Origin of the sequence: Burkholderia humptydooensis, assembly GCF_001513745.1 — a bacterium.
Taxonomy (GTDB): Bacteria; Pseudomonadota; Gammaproteobacteria; order Burkholderiales; family Burkholderiaceae; genus Burkholderia; species Burkholderia humptydooensis.
This window is the reverse complement of the sequence record NZ_CP013380.1, coordinates 2,651,550-2,669,076: the sequence shown is the minus strand read 5'-3', so window position 1 is coordinate 2,669,076 and position 17,527 is coordinate 2,651,550. Positions and strand designations below refer to the sequence as shown.

At 69.8% G+C, this 17,527-nt stretch carries 19 protein-coding genes and 4 pseudogenes; 15 read left to right on the top strand and 8 right to left on the bottom strand.

The features are described from left to right. Positions 1 to 103 precede the first annotated feature (103 nt). Positions 104 to 988, bottom strand: coding sequence for a class I SAM-dependent methyltransferase (locus AQ610_RS11990; RefSeq protein ID WP_006026309.1), 885 nt, complete (start codon positions 986 to 988; stop codon positions 104 to 106). A 335-nt stretch (positions 989 to 1,323) separates the two neighbouring features. On the opposite strand from AQ610_RS11990, the pseudogene AQ610_RS31805 reads away from it, so the two are divergent. Further along, positions 1,324 to 1,463: pseudogene (locus tag AQ610_RS31805) on the top strand (DUF2970 domain-containing protein). Positions 1,464 to 1,478: 15 nt separating this feature from the next. Here the strand turns inward: AQ610_RS31805 and AQ610_RS38370 are convergent. Together AQ610_RS38370 and AQ610_RS11980 are read right to left on the bottom strand one after the other, a co-directional pair. Continuing rightward, positions 1,479 to 1,553, bottom strand: a pseudogene (locus AQ610_RS38370) (GntR family transcriptional regulator); the annotation flags it as partial. A gap of 121 nt (positions 1,554 to 1,674) precedes the next feature. Continuing rightward, positions 1,675 to 2,397: a class I SAM-dependent methyltransferase gene (locus tag AQ610_RS11980; RefSeq protein ID WP_006026311.1), complete on the bottom strand. Its 723-nt coding sequence runs from the start codon at positions 2,395 to 2,397 to the stop codon at positions 1,675 to 1,677. A gap of 345 nt (positions 2,398 to 2,742) precedes the next feature. Between AQ610_RS11980 and AQ610_RS33380 the strand changes: the two are divergent. Further along, positions 2,743 to 3,000: pseudogene (locus tag AQ610_RS33380) on the top strand (GSCFA domain-containing protein); the annotation flags it as partial. Here AQ610_RS33380 and AQ610_RS11975 read toward each other — a convergent pair. The 3 genes from AQ610_RS11975 to AQ610_RS37325 all read right to left on the bottom strand — a co-directional run bounded on the left by AQ610_RS11975 (position 2,995) and on the right by AQ610_RS37325 (position 4,460). Beyond that, on the bottom strand, positions 2,995 to 3,396 hold the full coding sequence (locus tag AQ610_RS11975) for an Hsp20/alpha crystallin family protein (protein ID WP_006026313.1): 402 nt from the start codon (positions 3,394 to 3,396) through the stop codon (positions 2,995 to 2,997). The pseudogene AQ610_RS33380 and the gene AQ610_RS11975 sit on opposite strands and share 6 nt — an antisense overlap. Before the next feature lie 31 nt (positions 3,397 to 3,427). Further along, positions 3,428 to 3,865, bottom strand: a complete 438-nt coding sequence (locus AQ610_RS11970; protein WP_006026314.1) for an Hsp20/alpha crystallin family protein — start codon at positions 3,863 to 3,865, stop codon at positions 3,428 to 3,430. Positions 3,866 to 4,019: 154 nt separating this feature from the next. Further along, positions 4,020 to 4,460 (bottom strand): hypothetical protein, encoded by a 441-nt coding sequence (locus AQ610_RS37325; RefSeq protein WP_231748918.1) that lies wholly within the window; start codon positions 4,458 to 4,460, stop codon positions 4,020 to 4,022. Positions 4,461 to 4,493: 33 nt separating this feature from the next. Between AQ610_RS37325 and AQ610_RS11960 the strand changes: the two genes are divergently transcribed. Next, positions 4,494 to 6,359, top strand: coding sequence for a phosphoenolpyruvate carboxykinase (GTP) (locus AQ610_RS11960; RefSeq protein ID WP_009911895.1), 1,866 nt, complete (start codon positions 4,494 to 4,496; stop codon positions 6,357 to 6,359). Positions 6,360 to 6,606: 247 nt separating this feature from the next. Then, positions 6,607 to 7,524 (top strand): 3-hydroxyacyl-CoA dehydrogenase NAD-binding domain-containing protein, encoded by a 918-nt coding sequence (locus AQ610_RS11955; protein WP_009911896.1) that lies wholly within the window; start codon positions 6,607 to 6,609, stop codon positions 7,522 to 7,524. Positions 7,525 to 7,565: 41 nt separating this feature from the next. Here the strand turns inward: AQ610_RS11955 and AQ610_RS11950 are convergent, their stop codons facing one another. Next, complete coding sequence (locus AQ610_RS11950) at positions 7,566 to 7,826, bottom strand: DUF4148 domain-containing protein (protein WP_009911898.1); 261 nt, start codon at positions 7,824 to 7,826, stop codon at positions 7,566 to 7,568. 188 nt (positions 7,827 to 8,014) lie between these two features. Beyond that, positions 8,015 to 8,875: a LysR family transcriptional regulator gene (locus AQ610_RS11945; RefSeq protein ID WP_006026320.1), complete on the bottom strand. Its 861-nt coding sequence runs from the start codon at positions 8,873 to 8,875 to the stop codon at positions 8,015 to 8,017. Between the two features lie 258 nt (positions 8,876 to 9,133). Here AQ610_RS11945 and madL point away from each other — a divergent pair, with 258 nt between their 5' ends. The 11 genes and pseudogenes from madL (at position 9,134) to AQ610_RS37320 (ending at position 17,518) form a co-directional block, all read left to right on the top strand. Continuing rightward, positions 9,134 to 9,529, top strand: coding sequence for a malonate transporter subunit MadL (madL, locus tag AQ610_RS11940; protein ID WP_006026321.1), 396 nt, complete (start codon positions 9,134 to 9,136; stop codon positions 9,527 to 9,529). 13 nt (positions 9,530 to 9,542) lie between these two features. Beyond that, positions 9,543 to 10,310, top strand: a complete 768-nt coding sequence (gene madM / locus AQ610_RS11935; protein ID WP_006026322.1) for a malonate transporter subunit MadM — start codon at positions 9,543 to 9,545, stop codon at positions 10,308 to 10,310. Positions 10,311 to 10,520: 210 nt separating this feature from the next. Further along, positions 10,521 to 12,167 carry a malonate decarboxylase subunit alpha gene (gene mdcA, locus AQ610_RS11930; protein ID WP_006026323.1) on the top strand — a complete coding sequence of 549 codons (1,647 nt, stop codon included), beginning with the start codon at positions 10,521 to 10,523 and terminating at the stop codon, positions 12,165 to 12,167. Positions 12,168 to 12,180: 13 nt separating this feature from the next. Beyond that, positions 12,181 to 12,498, top strand: a complete 318-nt coding sequence (mdcC, locus tag AQ610_RS11925; protein ID WP_006026324.1) for a malonate decarboxylase acyl carrier protein — start codon at positions 12,181 to 12,183, stop codon at positions 12,496 to 12,498. Further along, positions 12,495 to 13,442, top strand: coding sequence for a biotin-independent malonate decarboxylase subunit beta (locus tag AQ610_RS11920; protein WP_006026325.1), 948 nt, complete (start codon positions 12,495 to 12,497; stop codon positions 13,440 to 13,442). The genes mdcC and AQ610_RS11920 overlap by 4 nt, the downstream gene beginning before the upstream one ends. Then, entirely contained in the window at positions 13,429 to 14,154 is a 726-nt protein-coding gene (gene mdcE, locus AQ610_RS11915; protein ID WP_015600737.1) for a biotin-independent malonate decarboxylase subunit gamma, read from the top strand. The genes AQ610_RS11920 and mdcE overlap by 14 nt, the downstream gene beginning before the upstream one ends. Further along, positions 14,129 to 14,863, top strand: coding sequence for a malonate decarboxylase holo-[acyl-carrier-protein] synthase (gene mdcG, locus AQ610_RS11910; protein ID WP_006026327.1), 735 nt, complete (start codon positions 14,129 to 14,131; stop codon positions 14,861 to 14,863). The genes mdcE and mdcG overlap by 26 nt, the downstream gene beginning before the upstream one ends. Further along, complete coding sequence (gene mdcB, locus AQ610_RS11905) at positions 14,860 to 15,969, top strand: triphosphoribosyl-dephospho-CoA synthase MdcB (protein WP_162486748.1); 1,110 nt, start codon at positions 14,860 to 14,862, stop codon at positions 15,967 to 15,969. Before mdcG ends, mdcB begins: the two co-directional genes overlap by 4 nt. Next, the gene (gene mdcH / locus AQ610_RS11900; RefSeq protein ID WP_006026329.1) at positions 15,966 to 16,904 is read left to right on the top strand and encodes a malonate decarboxylase subunit epsilon; all 939 of its coding nucleotides are present in this window, start codon (positions 15,966 to 15,968) and stop codon (positions 16,902 to 16,904) included. The genes mdcB and mdcH overlap by 4 nt, the downstream gene beginning before the upstream one ends. A gap of 70 nt (positions 16,905 to 16,974) precedes the next feature. Then, positions 16,975 to 17,274, top strand: a pseudogene (locus AQ610_RS31800) (hypothetical protein). Further along, positions 17,231 to 17,518, top strand: coding sequence for a hypothetical protein (locus AQ610_RS37320; protein ID WP_080595027.1), 288 nt, complete (start codon positions 17,231 to 17,233; stop codon positions 17,516 to 17,518). Before AQ610_RS31800 ends, AQ610_RS37320 begins: the two are co-directional and overlap by 44 nt. Positions 17,519 to 17,527 lie beyond the last annotated feature (9 nt).

Here is a 17,527-nt window from a genome sequence, read left to right as displayed (position 1 = left end):
TGGCATGGCAAGCCCGTTATTATAGATTTTCCTGGTGCGCGGCAGCATGAATGCGCCCCGCAAGCTTGATTCGGCGAAATATCGCGAGCGTTCAGGAGGCGGCTCAGCGCTTCGACGTCAGCGAGCGATAGAGATCGCGGATGCCGTGAAGCGCCTGAAAGCCCTTGCCGGCATCCGGCTTGTACGCTTCGAAAATCGTATTGCAATTGCCGACGATGCCGTGTTCCGGTTCGTAGAGATTCCACGCTCGCGCGACATAGCCGATTTGCTCGAGCTTGTGCAGCATGTCGACGCCGAAGATGGTCCAGACCAGAATGCCCTCGCCGGGACGAACCGGGTCGCCGTGGAACTGCTTTTCGGCCAGATATTCGATCTCGCCGTCGACGAGCCGGGCGCGCACGTCGTCTTCGTACCTCGACGGATTGAAGGGAACGGTGAAGATGTGGCGGCCGCCTGGCTTCAGCACGCGGAAGATGTCGCGGTGCGCGTCGTAGGGCGCGGGCATATGCTCGAGCACGTCGCTCGACAGGACGACGTCCACCGACGCGTCACGAAAGGAGAGCTTCTGGAGGTCTTCGTGCCGGACGCCCTTGACGATCTCGCCGCTGCGATAGCGATCCCCGAAATACTCGGAGCAGACGTACCCCGGCAATTTCGACAGCCGCTTGTGCAACGGGCCGTTCGATTCCGCGTTGTACACGCAAAATCCGCGCGGGAATTCGATGGGACCGATCGGCCCGACATGAAAGCGCCGCCGGAGCATCAGCGCCATCTGCCGTTGACGGCTCGACGAGCCGCAATGCGAGCACGTCCCCGACTCGCGCAGGTTTTCCGTGAATTTCGTGAAGCTGGCCTCGGAGCCGCAGACGGGACAGATGCCGCGCAGTCCCTCCTTCGGCGGCATGTTTTGCTGATCGATGTATTCCTGAACGGGATAAAGCTGACGGGATTCCGTCTGGTTCGACATCCGATAGAAACCATCGATCATCGACGCTCCCCCTCGCGGCTCATGGCCGCTGGATTTTCGATATCCGGAGCGAACGCAGCATGCGAGCTTCCGGAATTTCAGAATATTACAACTTGAATTGTCTGATGGACAGCGGATGTCGAAGGCGTTTTGTCATGCTCGAGCCCGGTGAGCGCGAAGCCGCGAACCCGTCTGCTGCGCGAGAACAGCCCGGAACTGCTGCTTTCATCGCTCGTCGCGCGACGCTAACGTGGTGCGCACGAGATGCGGTCCGATCCTTCCGCGGGCCGCGATGGCGGAGAATGGCGATGGGGCTGACGAGAATGATGCGCATGGTGTTGTGAAGTTTCTTCGGCGTGCGCAAGGGGGCCGAGCATCAGGCCGATCTCGCGTCGGTGAAGCTGCCGTGGGTGCCGGTGATGGCGATCCTGCTCGCCCGTGCTTCGGCGGGTTCCTGTTCGCGATCGCGAAGATCTCGGCCACCGTGACGCGCTGAGCGACCCGCGGCCCGTCAGCGCCGCTTGCGCACGGACGGCTGCGCGACGAGCTCGCCGACGGTGCGGATCGCGTCGTTCGCGCGGGCGCTCGCCTGCGCGCCGTGCACGACGTAGTAGCCCGAGCGTTCGCGCGCGCGAAGCTTGGCCGCACATTGTCCAATGCGAGGTGGCAAAAGAAAAGTCGCGGCGGTGCGCGCGCAAGCGGCGCGGTTACAACCCGTGCTTCATCGCGACGCGCAGACGGCGCTCCTCGCACGCGTGGAGCTTCTTGGCGAAATCGCGCCGCGAGTAAGTGCCGCCGTCGAGCGCGGCGAGATCGATTTCGAGGAAGAACGCTTCGGGCTCGCGAAACAGGATCTCGCGATACGCGATATCGACGAACGCGCGATTGGATTCTCCGGCCGCGGCGGCGGCCAGCTTCGTCCAGTCCGTCTGCTTGATCGCGCGCACCGCGAAGCGCCAATGGTCGACGAGCTCGAAGCTCGCGATCTCGAAGCCGGCCGCGATCAGTTGGGTCTTCAGCGTCGCTTCGGTAAACGCCGTGCAATGGAATTCGCCGGCATGAGTCTGATTGCCGAACAGTCCGGCGGCGTAGTTCGCCTGGTCGGCGTAATTCGGATGCTGCTCCATCAGCCGGGCGATACCGAGGAGGCTGGATGTGCGCAGCTCGAGCGTGCCGCCCGGCGACAGCAGGTCCGCCCATTCGAGCACCACGTTCGCCGTATCTCCGCGCGGGATGTGCTCGAGCACGTCTTTCGCGAGCGCCGCGGCGAAATGCCGCCGCGGCAGTCCGCCGTAGTCATTGTCGGAAATCAGGATGTCGGGCTGGCAGGCGGGGTCCGTATCGACATTCAGAAAGTCCGGCCGCTTGTCATGCCCGCAACCAATATTGATTTTGTTGAACGACGCAATATCCCGATTGCAGATGTCCATTTTTCTCCCGGGTAGGACCGAAATTGGTTGCGGCATTCTACGCTGAAGCAGCGGATATTTTGCATTCTTGCGAAATGCATTCGCATGGTTGCATCGGCAAGCCGGATTGACGTCGCGCATGGAAACCGACGGGCCGGCACGAGCATATTCGTCTGGTTTTTATCGGGATGGTTGCTGCCGGCATTGCATGCCTGCCCAAAAAAACATCGAATTCACCAGCGAATTGACGGATGGGAATGATTCGAAATCCGAATCGGTATATTTTTAATTGGATCTCGGCTGCACGATCGCGCAGAGCATCTGCCGCCTCACCAGTTCTGGCGCAAGGCGGTCGCCAATGTCGACATGCAAGCGTTCGATCCGGTCGTCGAGCCGAAATTCAGGATCAGCGCGCAGCAAAGGGTGAGCACCGCGGGCAGTTGCTTCGCGCAGCGCATCTCGCGGCGGCTGTCCGGCATCGGCTTCAATTACTTCGTGCCGGAAGCCGGCGCGCATCTGCCGGCCGACGAGCGCAAGCGATTCGGCTACGGCATGTTTTCCGCGCGCTTCGGCAATCTGTATACGGTGCGCCCGATGCGGCAGCCGCTTCACGTCGCATCACATCACTTCGATGCGCCGCGGGCGCGCTTCGTCGCGCCGCGGAATCGTCAGCTTCAATACGCCATCCTGAAGATTCGCCTCGATCTTCGACGTGTCGAAGTCCGGGCTCAACTGGAACGTGCGCGTGAAATGCGGTTCGCGCACCTCGACGTGCTGCGCGCGCAGGCCCGCCGGCATCGGCAGCGCCGCGTGCGCGTCGATCGACAGATGGCCGTCGTGGACCTTCACTTCGAGGCGCTCCTTCGGCACGCCGGGAAGATCGGCCCATAGCGTCACGCCGTGCTTGTCTTCGTACACGTCGACGGCCGGCGTGACCGTGAGCGCGCGCGGCGCATCGCTCGCGTCGCGGCGGGCCGGCGCGGCGGATTGACGTGGTGCGGCTGGATGGCTGGTGTTCACGATCGACTCCTTGATTCGGGACTGACGGGGCTCATTGCACGGTGATCGCACGCGGCTTCGACGCTTCGCGCTTGCCGACGCTGATCAGCAGGCAGCCGTTCTCGTAGCGCGCGCGGATCTTGTCGGGATCGGCGTTCTGCGGCAGTTCGACGACGCGCCGAAATGCGCCGCTGTAGCGCTCCTGCGCATAGGCGCGCACGTCGCCTTCCGCGCGTTGCGCGGCCTTGCGCTCGCCGCTGATCGCGAGCAGCCCCTTGTCGATCGACACGTCGAAATCGGCCGCGCGCATGCCGGGCGCGAACACGACGATCTCGATCGAATCCTCGGTCGTGCCGATGTTCAGTGGCGGGAATTCGCCGAGACGGCTCGCTCGAATGCTGGAAGGGAAGCCGCCGAGCAGGTTCGTCATCTGCCGATGCAGACGATCGAATTCGCTGAAGAGATCGGCGCCGAAATAGAGATCGCTCATGGTCGTGTCCTCCTGGAACGAGGCCCTGCGAACGCATCGGCGGTATGCGCATACGTACCGGTTCGTTTGTCGGACCGCGACAAATCGGTCGAAGCGAGCAGCGCGCGGGGGCGGCTGCGTCGGCGTTTCGAAGATAGGCGCGGCGAAGGCGATTTCAAGAGGCGTTCGACAATCGGGCGTCGGACAGCGCGCGCAGCAGGCGCTCGCCGACCGCGCGCGGCCGTCGGTGAAAACCCGCGTCGGCGCCTGTCGTCCGCATGCTGGATTGCTCCAATTGCGTTCGGCGGACGGCCCGGCGCGCGTTCGTCGCGACGCAGCCGCGCCGCGCGTGCGCGGGCCGCGCCTTGTTGCGGCGCAACGCCGCCGGGCGCGCCGCGATGGTATGCTGGCTTTCACCTTGATCGTATGGCAGGTGCATGAGCAAGCTCGGCGATTCAGTCGTTCCCAACCCTAAAAAAACGAACGCTCCGCCATTGTCGGAGTCGGAACGTGGAATGCGACGATCACGATGCGCGACACGCGCATGCGTCGCCCCCAGCCATCGCATAGCGCCGCTGCGCGCGTCGCCGCGCGCGCCGTCGCGCCGCGCACGCACGGAATTCTGGTTCTACAACACGGAGACACTCTCATGACCCGAAGCAACGTGGTCGCGGCGACGCGCACCGTTCCGATCGACGTTCCCGAATACGTGAAGCACCGCGGCCTGATCGACTGGGTCGCGCGTATCGCGGAGCTGACCGAGCCGGATCGCGTCGTCTGGTGCGACGGTTCGCAAGAGGAGTACGACCGCCTCTGCGACGAGATGGTCGAACGGCGCACGATGGTGCGCCTCAATCCGGCGAAGCGGCCGAACTCGTTTCTCGCGCTGTCCGATCCGTCGGACGTCGCGCGCGTGGAAGACCGCACGTTCATCTGCAGCGAGCATCGCGACGACGCGGGCCCGACCAATCACTGGATCGCGCCCGCCGAAATGCGCGCGACGCTGAACGGCCTCTTTCGCGGCGCGATGCGCGGCCGCACGCTGTACGTCGTGCCGTTCTCGATGGGGCCGCTCGGCTCGCCGATCGCGCACATCGGCGTCGAGCTGTCGGATAGCCCGTACGTCGTCGCCAACATGCGGATCATGACGCGCATGGGGCGCGCCGTGCTCGACGCGCTCGGCGAGCACGGCGAGTACGTGCCGTGCGTGCACAGCGTCGGGCGGCCGCTCGCGGCGGGCGAGCAGGACGTTCCGTGGCCGTGCAGTCCGACCAAGTACATCGTGCATTTCCCCGAGTCGCGCGAGATCTGGAGCTTCGGCTCGGGCTACGGCGGCAACGCGCTCCTCGGCAAGAAGTGCTTCGCGCTGCGGATCGCGTCGACGATGGGGCGCGACGAGGGCTGGCTCGCCGAGCACATGCTGATTCTCGGCGTGACGTCGCCGCAAGGGCGCAAGTACCACATCGCCGCGGCGTTCCCGTCCGCGTGCGGCAAGACCAACTTCGCAATGCTGATTCCGCCGAAGGGCTTCGAAGGCTGGCGCGTGACGACGATCGGCGACGACATCGCGTGGCTCAAGCCCGGCAAGGATGGGCGCCTGTACGCGATCAACCCGGAGGCGGGCTACTTCGGCGTTGCGCCGGGCACGGGCGAGAAGACGAATCCGAACGCGCTCGCGACGCTGAAGGAGAACGTGATCTTCACGAACGTCGCGCTGACGGATGACGGCGACGTCTGGTGGGAAGGGCTCACCGATACGCCGCCCGCGCGGCTCACCGACTGGCAGGGCAATGCATGGACGCCCGAGATCGGCCGCGAGACGGGCCGCAAGGCCGCGCATCCGAACTCGCGCTTCACTGCGCCCGCGTCGCAGTGCCCGTCGATCGACGACGACTGGGAGGACCCGGCCGGCGTGCCGATCGACGCGTTCATCTTCGGCGGCCGCCGCTCGACGACGGTGCCGCTCGTCACCGAGGCGCGCGACTGGCGCGAAGGCGTGTACATGGCGGCGACGATGGGCTCGGAGACGACGGCGGCGGCGGCGGGGCAGCAGGGCGTCGTGCGGCGCGATCCGTTCGCGATGCTGCCGTTCTGCGGCTACAACATGAGCGACTACTTCGCGCACTGGCTCGCGCTCGGCGAGAAGCTCGCGGCATCGGGCGCGACGCTGCCGAAGATTTACTGCGTGAACTGGTTCCGCAAGGACGCGGACGGCCGCTTCGCGTGGCCGGGCTTCGGCGAGAACATGCGCGTGCTGAAGTGGATGCTCGACCGGATCGACGGCCGCGGCGAGGGCGTCGAGCATGCGTTCGGCGTGACGCCGCGCTACGAGGATCTGCATTGGACGGGGCTCGCGTTCTCGCCCGCGCAGTACGCGCAGGTCACGTCGATGAATCCTGACGAATGGCGCGCCGAGCTCGCGCTGCACGCGGAGCTGTTCGACAAGCTGGGCGCGCGGCTGCCGGGCGCGCTTGCCGAAACGAAGGCGAAGATCGAAGCAAGGCTCGGCGGCTGAGCGACGACGCGCGCGCGTCGATCGAGTGCTGATCGGGCGCACCGCCGAACCGCGCGAATCGAAACAACCGCATGACGCTTCGGCGCTCATGCGGTTTTTTTGCGCCCGACGAATGTGCTGGAGCGGCCGAATGCGCGCGAGCGGCCTCGCGCATTCGGCGGCATCCGAGCCGGCGCGGCGCGTCGCGCAGCCGTCGTCGTTCGATGCGACAATCGTCCGCACATTCGCCCATCCAGGAGACCCGCCCATGAAGATTCAACGGATCGCCGTCGTCGGCGCCGGCGTGATCGGCGCGAGCTGGACCGCGTTCTATCTGTCGAAGGGCTTCGACGTCGCCGTGACTGATCCGGCGCCCGACGCGCGCGAGCGGCTCGACGCCGCGCTCGCGAATTTTCTCGGCGAGCGCGCCGGAACGCTCGCGCCGCGCGTCGCGTTCGAGCCGACGCTCGACGCGGCGCTCGACGGCGCCGATTTCGTGCAGGAGAACGGCCCCGAGCGCCTCGACTTCAAGCGCGACCTGTATCGCCGGATCGACGCGCGGCTGCCCGCGCACGTGCTCGTCGCATCGAGCTCGTCCGGGCTCAGGATGTCGGACATCCAGAGCGCATGCGGCGCGCATCCCGAGCGTTGCCTGATCGCGCATCCGTTCAATCCGCCGCATCTGATTCCGCTCGTCGAGCTGGTCGGCGGCGCGGCGACGTCCGCCGGCGCGATCGCGCAGGCGAAGCGCTTCTACGACGGTCTCGGCAAGGTGACGATCGTGCTCAACAAGGAGATGGCGGGCCACGTCGCGAACCGGCTCGCGGCCGCGCTCTTTCGCGAGGTGTATCACCTGGTCGGCGAAGGCGTCGTGAGCGTCGAGGACGCGGACAAGGCGGTGTCGTGGGGGCCGGGCCTGCGCTGGGGGCTGATGGGGCAGAGCCTCATCTACCATCTCGGCGGCGGCGAGGGCGGCATCGCGCATTTTCTCGAGCACCTGTCGGGCCCGATGGCGAGCTGGTGGAGCGATCTTGGCGCGCCGTCATTCTCGCCCGACGTCGATCGCCAGTTGATCGACGCGCTGCGCGAGATCCAGGGCGCGCATTCGATGCACGCACTCGGCGCGGAGCGCGACCGTCTGCTCGTCGAGCTGATCGACGCGAGGCGCAGCAGCTTCCTGCCGTAAGCGTCGCCCGCCCCGCCGGCAGCCGCGCGCCGCCGGCGCGGCTACTGTTGCTGCTCGCGCGCCCACGCGGGATGGGTCGCCGCGAGGCGCGCGCGGTTCGCATCGATCGTCGCCTGGCTCGGCGGATAGTCGCCGTCCGACGTCGGGATCACGCCGTCGCGGTACGCCTGGATCAGCTCGGCGCGCACCTGCGCGCGGGTCTTGCCTTGCGGCGCGTCGGGCGTCGACGCGAGCGCCGCCGTGGCGGTCAGCGCGGCTGCCGCGACGGCTGCTGCCGCGGCGAGAAAGCGAAGCGTATTCATCGAGAGCTCCAGAAAGGTGACGGGATCGGCACGCGAAGCGCGGCGACTTCGCATGCCGGTGAGTCGCATTCTGGACAGGCGCGCCTGAGCGGACGATGACCGCTTCATGGCGATTTGGTCAGGCTTGACCGGCCGGCGGGCGTGACGTGGCCTTCGCGGCTTGCTCGCGGCCTTTCTTTCGCGTTCCGTCAGAACTCGTGCGCTGCGGCGACGAGCGTCGCTTCGAGCGCGAGCGCCGGGCGCGACGCGTTCGCGGGCCGGTCGATCACGTATTCGAGATCGCCGAGCGGCGGCAGATCGGCTTCGAGCTTCGCGAGCCCGTGCGGGATCACGTAGCCGGCGAACGCGCTGATGCCGAGCCCCGCGCTCGCCGCCGCGCGCAGTACCGCGATGCTGGTGCTCGCGACCGCGATCCGGTAGGGCCGGCCGATCGCGTCGAGCGTCTCGAGCACGCGCTTGCGCGACACGCTCGGCTGCGGATGCAGCGCGAGCGGCAGCACGGGCTCGCGCCCCGTGAGCGGCGAATCGGGGCCCGTGCACCAGTAGAGCGGCTCGGTGCGGATCACGCGGCCGCGCCGGCTGCCCGCGATCCGCTTCGCGAACACGAGATCGTGCCGGCTGGCGTCGAGCGCGTCGAACAGGTCGCCGGACAGGCCGGTCGCGATCTCGAGCTCGACTTCCGGGTTGCGCTGCAGGAAGCTCGCGAGCGCGGCCGTCAGGTGCGTGAGCGCGAAATCCTCCGACAGGCCGAGCCGCACCTTGCCCGACAGCGGCGGCCCGCAGACCGACGCGACCGCCTCGTCCATCAGATCGAGGATGCGCACCGCGTAGCGAAAGAGGGCCTCGCCGTTGGGCGCGAGGCGCACGTTGCGGGTGTCTCGCTCGAACAGCGGCCGGTCGAGCAGCTCTTCGAGGCGGCGGATGTGCTGGCTGACCGTCGATTGCGACAGGTTCACGCGCTCGGACGCGGCGGTGAAGCTGCCCGTCTGCGCGACGGCGACGAAACTGCGCAGCAGTTCAGGCGGTAACGGACGCATTGCTAAACCCACTGAATCGAATTCGACAACTTCATAAATGGCCGAGGGCGGCGGGACTAGGATGTGCGTGGCGCGCGCCGGCGACGCCCCCGCCGCCGCCAGTCTACGGCAAGCCGGCGCGGCGGGCCGTCGGGTTTTCACGCTATTGCCGATGCATTGCCGATGTATTGCCGTTACCGCCCGAGAACGCGCTTCGCACGACGAGCCGCCGGGCCGCGGCGCTCGCGCCGCGACGATCCGTCATCAGGAATCAGGACTCAGGAGACAAGCATGATCATCTACGGAACCGCGCTGCTCGCGTTCTGCCATCTGGCCGGGCTTTTCCTCGGCGATCTGCTGGGCGCCGCGATCGGCGCGAAGACCAACGTCGGCGGCGTCGGCATCGCGATGCTGCTGCTCATCGGCCTGCGGCTTGCGCTGCATCGCCGCGGCTGGCTGCCGAAGGAGACCGAGTCCGGCATCGCGTTCTGGGGCGCGATGTACATCCCGGTCGTCGTCGCGATGGCGGCCAATCAGAACGTGGTCGCCGCGCTGAAGGGCGGGCCCGTCGCGCTCCTGTCGGCGCTGGGCGCGGTCGCCGTGTGCGCGGTCTGCATCGCGGTGCTCGCGCGCGTCGGCCGCGACGCCACGGCGCTCGCGGCGCTGCCGCAGCCGGAAGAGAACTGAGCGGGAGGCGGCCATGATCGACATGCTCGGAAAGGTCGTCGCGCACAACGGACTCGTCGCGTCGTTCGCGCTCGTCGGCTGCATCATGTTCGCGTCGGCGGCGCTGTCGAGGAAGCTCACGCTCGGCCGCGTGCACGGCTCGGCGATCGCGATCGTGATCGGCCTCGCGCTCGCTTACGTCGGCGGCGCGTGCACGGGCGGCGAGAAAGGCATCGCCGACGTGCCGCTCTTCGCGGGCGTCGGCCTGATGGGCGGTGCGATGCTGCGCGACTTCGCGATCGTCGCGACCGCGTTCGAGGTGCAGCCCGCGGAGGCGCGCAAGGCGGGGCTCATCGGCGTCGTGTCGCTGCTGCTCGGCACGGTGCTGCCGTTCGTCGTCGGCGCGAGCGTCGCGCGCGCGTTCGGCTATTCGGACGCGGTCAGCATGACGACGATCGGCGCGGGCGCCGTCACGTACATCGTCGGGCCCGTGACGGGCGCGGCGATCGGCGCGAGCTCCGACGTGATCGCGCTCAGCATCGCGACGGGCCTCGTGAAGGCGATCATCGTGATGGTCGGCACGCCGTTCGCGGCGAACTTCATGGGGCTGCGCACGCCGCGCGCGGCGATGATCTTCGGCGGGCTCGCGGGCACCGTGAGCGGCGTGAGCGCCGGGCTCGCCGCGACCGACCGGCGGCTCGTGCCGTACGGCGCGCTGATCGCGACGTTCCATACGGGCGTCGGGTGCCTGCTCGGGCCGTCGCTGCTGTTTTTCGCGACGAAGGCGGCGATCGGGGCGTGACGTCTCGGCCGCGAAGTCGACTGCGAAGTCGCCCGTGAAGTCGCCCGTGAAATCGCGCGCGGCGAGGTCGGCCATCGGCGTGCGCGCCGCGGCCCCGCCGATCCATCGCGCACGCCACTGAGTCGCATCGCCCAACTTCATCAATCGCCGCGGCGGCGCGGCTTACAATGCCGCGGAACCTACCGGACGGATTTCGCAGGAGACGACTCTATGACGGGATGGAACGACGCCCGCGACGCGCGCGCGGCGCGCCTCGCCGCCGCCGCGCCGCTCGCGCAGCGCAAGCGGGTGGCCGCGCGCGACGCGACCGCGCTGCTCGAAGCGGTGCTGCGGCCGGGCGAGCGCGTCTGCATCGAAGGCGACAACCAGAAGCAGGCGGACCTGCTCGCCGCGGCGCTCGCCGCCGTCGACGGCGCGAAGGTGCACGGCCTGCACATGGTGCAATCGGGCGTCGTGCTGCCCGAGCATCTCGACGTGTTCGAGCGCGGGATCGCGAAGCGGCTCGATTATGCGTACTCGGGCCCGCAATCGCAACGGATCGCGAAGCTCCTGTTCGGCGGCAAGATCGAGCTCGGCGCAGTGCATACGTATCTCGAGCTCTTCGCGCGCTACTTCATCGATCTGACGCCGCACGTCGCGCTCGTCGCCGCGGTGAGCGCCGACGCCGACGGCAACCTGTACACCGGCCCGAACACCGAGGACACGCCGACCGTCGTCGAGGCGACCGCGTTCAAGGACGGCATCGTGATCGCGCAGGTCGAGAAGATCGTCGATCGCGTGCCGCGCGTGGACATTCCAGGCGACCGCGTGCACTTCGTCGTCGAGGCGGGACGGCCGTTCTACGTCGAGCCGCTCTTCACGCGCGATCCGGCCGGCATCACCGAGACGCAGATCCTCACCGCGATGCTCGCGATCAAGGGCATCTACGCGCGCTACGGCGTGAAGCGGCTCAATCACGGGATCGGCTTCAACACGGCGGCAATCGAGCTGCTGCTGCCGACCTACGGCGAGCGGCTCGGCCTGAAAGGGCAGGTCTGCACGCACTGGGCGCTGAACCCGCATCCGACGCTCATCCCCGCGATCGAATCCGGCTGGGTCGAGCAGATCCATTGCTTCGGCTCCGAAGTCGGCATGGACGATTACATCCGCGCGCGCTCGGACGTCTTCTTCACGGGCAGCGACGGGTCGCTGCGCTCGAACCGCGCGTTCTGCCAGACGGCGGGCCTCTACGCGTGCGACATGTTCATCGGCTCGACGCTGCAGATCGATCTCGCGGGCCACTCGTCGACGGTGACGGCCGAGCGGATCGCGGGCTTCGGCGGCGCGCCGAACATGGGCAGCGACGCGCGCGGCCGGCGCCATCCGAGCGAGCCGTGGATCAAGGCGGGCGAGGAGGCCGATCCGGCGACGCCCGCGGCGCTGCGGCGCGGGCGCAAGCTCGTCGTGCAGATCGGCGAGACGTTCGGCGAGAAGAACGCGCCGATGTTCGTCGAGAAGCTCGACGCGCTGCGCCTCGCCGACAAGCTCGCGCTCGATCTCGCGCCCGTGATGGTGTACGGCGACGACGTCACGCACATCGTCACCGAGGAAGGGATCGCGAACCTGCTGCTATGCCGCGACGCGGACGAGCGCGAGCATGCGATTCGCGGCGTGGCCGGCTACACGGAGATCGGCCGCGGCCGCGACCGCCGGCTCGTCGAGCGTCTGCGCGAGCGCGGCGCGATCCGGCGCCCGGAGGATCTCGGCATCGATCCGCTCGACGCCGACCGGCGGCTCCTCGCCGCGCGGTCGATCAAGGATCTCGTGCATTGGTCGGGGGGCCTCTACGCGCCGCCCGCCCGATTCCGCAATTGGTGAGGAGCGTTTCGCAATGGAACAGTTGAACTATCGCCACACCGCGCGCGAGCGCGCGAAGGGCGACGCCGAGTGGGCGCTCGTCGGCGTCGTCGCGTCGGGCAATCTCGAAGTGCTCGTCGAGCGCGTGCTGCCCGGCAACGCATGCGAAGTCGACATCCGCACGGCCGCCGTCGGCTTCGGCGACGTGTGGCAGGCGGTCGTCGCCGATTTCGTCGAGCGCCGCTCGCCGGGCGGGCTGCGGCTGTCCGTCAACGACGGCGGCGCGCGGCCCGACATGGTGTCGCTGCGGCTCGCGCAGGCGGTGCGCGCGATCGAGGCAGACGCGCGATGAACGCGGCCGCCACGACCCTGCATCCGAAGGTCGCGCCGGCGGGCGCGAGCTGGTTCGAGGCGTCGGCGCGGCAGCGGCTCGCGGGGCTCGTCGACGCCGGTTCGTTCGACGAGTTCGCCGGCCCGCAAGCGCGGCTCGTGAGCCCGCATCTGCCGCTCTTCGATTTGCCGCAGCAGTTCGACGACGGGATGATCGTCGGCCGCGCGACGCTCGCCGGCGCGCCCGTCTTCGTCGCCGCGCAGGAAGGGCGCTTCATGGGCGGCGCGTTCGGCGAGGTGCACGGCGCGAAGCTCGTGGGCCTGCTGCGCGCGGCGCGCGAGCTGTGCGCCGCGCCCGTGCTGATCCTGTTCGACACGGGCGGCGTGCGGCTGCAGGAGGCGAACGCGGGCGAGATCGCGGTGTCCGAGATCGTGCGCGCGGTGATCGATGCGCGCGCGGCGGGCGTGCCCGTCGTCGGGCTCGTCGGCGGGCGCGCCGGCTGCTACGGCGGCGGCGGGATCATCGCCGCGTGCTGCTCGGCGCTCGCGGTGTCGGAGGCCGGGCGCATCGGCGTGTCCGGGCCGGAGGTGATCGAGAGCCGGCGCGGTGTCGACGAGTTCGATTCGCGCGATCGCGCGCTCGTCTGGCGCACGATGGGCGGCAAGCATCGGCGGCTCGTCGGCGGCGCGGAGCGCTTCGTCGACGACACGATCGACGCGTTTCGCGATGCGGCGATCGCGCTGCTCGCGCGCGTGCGCGCGGGCGAGGGGTTCGGCACGGCGACGCTCGAAGCGGAGCATGCGCGGCTCGCCGGGCGCCTTGCGCGTTTCGGCGACTGTGACGACGCGCTCGACGTGTGGCGCGCGCTCGGCGCGCCCGACGCGAACGCGATTCCCGCGCTCGACGCCGCCGCGTTCGCGGCGCTGGCGGACCGGCTGACGGAGGTGCGCAATGACGCTCGATGACGTGCTGGCTTCGCTGTTTCCGTCGGGGCACGACATCGCGGCCGATGCCGGCGGCCTGCTCGCCGGGCGCGGCGCGCTCGCGGGGCGCGCGGTCGACGTGATCGGCGTCGCGCATGGCGCGGCGCTCGGCGTGGACGGCGCGCTTGCGCTCGCCGGGCGCGTGCTCGCGACGATCCGGCGCGGCGGCGATACGCCGATTCTCGTGCTCGTCGACGGCGACAGCCAGCGGATGAGCAAGCGAGACGAACTGCTCGGCCTGAACGAGTGCCTCGCGCATCTCGCGAAGTGCCTGCTGCACGCGGACGCGCTCGGTCATCCGACGATCGGCGTGCTGTACGGGCATGCGGCGGCGGGCGCGTTCATCGCGACGGCGCTCGCGACCCGCACGCTCGTCGCGCTGCCCGGCGCGGAGCCGGAGGTGATGGATCTGCAGGCGATGTCGCGCGTGACGAAGCTGTCCGTCGACGTGCTGCGCGAGAAGGCGCGGTCGACCGCGGTGTTCGCGCCGGGGCTCGAGAACTTCGCGAAGACGGGCGCGGTCGATGCGGTGCTCGATCCGGCGCGCTCGCTCGCCGAACAACTGGCCGCGATCGTCGCGCGGCCGACCGACCGCACCGACCGGCGCGACCGGCTCGGCGCCGAGCGCGGCGGCCGGCCCGTCGCGGCCGACGTCGCGCAACGCGTGTATGAGCTCGCGCGCGCCGGCCGCTGACGCGCCGCTCGTGCGGCACGCGCTCGTGCGCGTGCGCGCGGATGCGTGGCCCGCGCTGCTCGCCGCGCACGAGGATGCCCGCGCGCAGCCGTTCGTGCGCGACTGGGCGGTGCGCGGCTGGCCGCTCGTCGTGAGGCGGCGCTCGCCGTGCGAAGCGGGTGTGCCGCTCGGCTTGCCGCTGCCGCCGTCGGCGGGGAAGCGGCGCATCGCGCTCGCGGCCGCGCGCGAGCAGATCGGCGAGGTGTGCGCGCTGCCGACGCTCGCCGACGTCGAACGGGACGCGCCGCCCGCATGGCGGCCGACGCTTGCGCGGCTGCGCGCGCTCGCCGACGCGCATCGCGTCGATTGTCGCGTGTTCGGCAGCCTGGCGTGGCAGACGCTGACGGGGCTGCGCTATCTGGGCGACGGATCGGATCTCGACGTTTTGCTGATGTCCTCGAGGCCGGCTTCGTCTTCGTCTTCGTGTTCGTCGCCGTCGTCGCCTTTGTCTTCGACGCTGTCGCGGCGCGGCGCGATCGCGTCGTTCCTCGCGGCGCTCGCCGAGATCGACGCACATGCGCCGATGCGCATCGACGGCGAGCTGCTTTGCGCGGACGGCACGGGCGTGAACTGGCGAGAGCTGCACGCAGGCGAGCGCGAGGTCGCGATGAAGACGGCGACGGGCGTCGAGCTGGCCGCGCCGCAGACGTTTCTGGAGGCGTGGCGATGAAGCGGGCCGCATGCGCGGCGGCGAAGGCGGCCCGGCGCGATGCGATGCGTCGGGATTCGGCGCGCGCGCTTGACGGCGCGAGCGTGGAGGGTACGCTGCTGGGCGCGTCGAATGCGTCGAGCGCCGTTGCTGTATCGAACGTGTACGTTTCCCGGCACTTTCCGGCCATGCAGGACGCTTCAGGCGGATCTGATGCGTGGACTGGCTCAGGACGTCGCGGCTATCCGGCGCTCGGCCCGCATCGGCCGGCAACGCCGGCGCCGACAGCAACTTCAATCGCCGCCGAAGCGACGCGCTGCCTGCGCCTCGAGATCGACACGTGGCCGAAGCCCGGTCTCGTGAGCCACGTCGACGCGGGCAGCCACGACGACATGACGGCCGACACCTTCTACCGCAGCGCGGCGGCGCTTGCGCCGTTCTTCGCCGAGCTTGCCGACGCCGGCGCGCACGACGCCGACATGCCGACGCTGCGCAAGATCGGCCTGCGCGCGGAGCGCGCGATGCTGGCGGCAACCGGCGGCGTGAACACGCATCGCGGCGCGATATTCGGGCTTGGCCTGCTGTGCGCGGGCGCGGGCCTGCGCGCATCGCCGGAACGCGAGCGATACGCACCGGCACCACACGCTGGCGCGACGCTCGGCGCGCTCGTCGCCGCGCGCTGGGGCGGCGAGATCGTCGGCGGTCCGCGCCTCGCCGACAGTCACGGCGAACGCGCCGGCCGCCGCTACGGCGCGGGCGGCGCGCGCGCGGAAGCGGCGGCCGGCTTCGCGCGCGTCTACGCGGTCGGCGTGCCGGCGCTGCGCGACGGCGCGCGGCTCGCGCCCGACGATGCCGAGGCGGCGCGCGTGCACGCGTGCTTTGCGCTGATCGCCGCGCTCGACGACACGAATCTGCTGCATCGGGGCGGTCGCGACGGCCTCGACTTCGCGCAACGAACCGCGCGCGAATTTCTCGCAACGGGCGGCGTGGGCGCGCTCGACTGGCGCGCGCGCGCGGCCGCCGCGCATCGCGCGTTCGTCGCGCGCCGGCTGAGCCCGGGCGGCGCGGCGGACCTGCTCGCGATGAGCCTGTTCGTCGCCGCACTGGACGCAGAGGGCTTGCAATGACGATTGCGATTCTTTGTTCGGGGCAGGGCGGCCAGCGCGCCGGCATGTTCGAGCTGACGGCCGACGTGCCGGAAGCCGAGCCGCTTTTCGCGCATGCGGCGACGCTGCTCGGCGCCGACCCGCGCGCCTGGGCGCGCGACGCTGGCGACGACGCGCTGCGCGAGAACTTTGCCGCGCAGCTCGTCTGCACATTGCAGGCGGTGGCCGCGATGGCGCGGCTCGACGCGCTGCTGCCGCGCCGGCGCTGCGTCGCGGGCTACAGCGTCGGCGAGGTCGCCGCGTGGAGCGTCGCGGGGCTCGTCGACGCGCGCGACGCGCTCGATCTCGTCGCGGCGCGCGCACGCGCGATGGACGCGGCGAGCGACGGCGACGCGCGGATGCTGTTCGTGCGCGGGCTCGCGCGCGACGTCGTCGACGCATCGTGCGCCGCGCACGGCGCCGCGGTCGCGATCGTCAACCCGGGCGACGCGTACGTGCTCGCCGGCCCGCACGCGGCGCTCGACGCGCTCGCGGCGGCCGCGCGCGCGCGCGGCGCCGTGCGCGTCGCGCCCGTCTGCGTGCGTGTCGCGTCGCATACGCGCTGGCTCGATGCCGCCGTGCCCCGGTTTCGCGCGACGCTCGCCGGCGCGCGCATCGCGCGCGCGCCGACGCCCGGCACGCGGCTCGTGTCCGGCATCGACGGCGCGCCGGTGCTCGACGTCGCGGCGGGCGTCGACAAGCTCGCGCGCCAGATCGCCGAGCCGCTCGACTGGGCCGCGTGCGTCGCGGGCTGCGTCGAGGCGGGCGCGCGCGCGTTCGTCGAACTCGGTCCGGGCCGCGCGCTCGCGGAGATGGCGGCCGCCGCGTATCCCGCGCTGCCGGCGCGCAGCCTGGCCGATTTCCGCTCGTGGGACGGCGTGCGCGCGTGGCTTTCCCGTGTCGATCTCGACGCATAGCGCGCGTCGCGCGCCGCTTCTCGGCAAAACGGTTTGCAAGGAAACGGGAGGTGGCTACAATTGCCGCCCCATGACCTACCGCGTTCGTCTCGCTCCCGTTTTCTCCTCTTTCTGCGCATTGCTATGCGCAGCTTCGGCGTTTGGCCGACGCCGGCTCGACCGAGGTCGAAGTCGATCTGATCCACCGCGCACGCGCGCGCGTGCTGGTCGTGGGCGGCGCGTCGATGCGGTCGTGCTCGGCAGCGCGAGCTTCGCGCAGACCCGCGACGAGCGCGCGGCGGGCAACTTCAACGTGTTCTATCGCGCGCCGCAGCTCGCGCGGTCGTATGCGACGGAATTCTGGCGGCTCTACGGCCTGGCGCGCCGATAACGGGCGACGGTCACGGCGCGCGGGCGCAGATTGCTGGCTGCGCGCTGGCCGTGGGCGGCGTGAGCGCGGGACGTGTCGCGCCGTCGCGTGCGTCGCGATGCCCGCGTTGGGCAGCGTCGCCGACTTCGCCGCGCCGGTCGGACCGGCGCGGCCGCCGCAACCGGTTCCGGTTCGCCGCCGCGCCGTCGAATCGGAGGGCGGCTGGCGGCCGATCGCGTTCGCTTGCACAATAGCCGCTCGATAGCGAGGATGT

Coding starts and splice junctions, on each gene's coding strand:
- AQ610_RS11990 (WP_006026309.1), bottom strand. CDS start 988: ATGATCGATGGTTTCTATCGGATGTCGAACCAGACGGAATCCCGTCAG.
- AQ610_RS11980 (WP_006026311.1), bottom strand. CDS start 2,397: ATGGACATCTGCAATCGGGATATTGCGTCGTTCAACAAAATCAATATT.
- AQ610_RS11970 (WP_006026314.1), bottom strand. CDS start 3,865: ATGAGCGATCTCTATTTCGGCGCCGATCTCTTCAGCGAATTCGATCGT.
- AQ610_RS11960 (WP_009911895.1), top strand. CDS start 4,494: ATGACCCGAAGCAACGTGGTCGCGGCGACGCGCACCGTTCCGATCGAC.
- AQ610_RS11955 (WP_009911896.1), top strand. CDS start 6,607: ATGAAGATTCAACGGATCGCCGTCGTCGGCGCCGGCGTGATCGGCGCG.
- AQ610_RS11950 (WP_009911898.1), bottom strand. CDS start 7,826: ATGAATACGCTTCGCTTTCTCGCCGCGGCAGCAGCCGTCGCGGCAGCC.
- madL (WP_006026321.1), top strand. CDS start 9,134: ATGATCATCTACGGAACCGCGCTGCTCGCGTTCTGCCATCTGGCCGGG.
- madM (WP_006026322.1), top strand. CDS start 9,543: ATGATCGACATGCTCGGAAAGGTCGTCGCGCACAACGGACTCGTCGCG.
- mdcA (WP_006026323.1), top strand. CDS start 10,521: ATGACGGGATGGAACGACGCCCGCGACGCGCGCGCGGCGCGCCTCGCC.
- mdcC (WP_006026324.1), top strand. CDS start 12,181: ATGGAACAGTTGAACTATCGCCACACCGCGCGCGAGCGCGCGAAGGGC.
- AQ610_RS11920 (WP_006026325.1), top strand. CDS start 12,495: ATGAACGCGGCCGCCACGACCCTGCATCCGAAGGTCGCGCCGGCGGGC.
- mdcE (WP_015600737.1), top strand. CDS start 13,429: ATGACGCTCGATGACGTGCTGGCTTCGCTGTTTCCGTCGGGGCACGAC.
- mdcG (WP_006026327.1), top strand. CDS start 14,129: ATGAGCTCGCGCGCGCCGGCCGCTGACGCGCCGCTCGTGCGGCACGCG.
- mdcB (WP_162486748.1), top strand. CDS start 14,860: ATGAAGCGGGCCGCATGCGCGGCGGCGAAGGCGGCCCGGCGCGATGCG.
- mdcH (WP_006026329.1), top strand. CDS start 15,966: ATGACGATTGCGATTCTTTGTTCGGGGCAGGGCGGCCAGCGCGCCGGC.
- AQ610_RS37320 (WP_080595027.1), top strand. CDS start 17,231: ATGCGACGGAATTCTGGCGGCTCTACGGCCTGGCGCGCCGATAACGGG.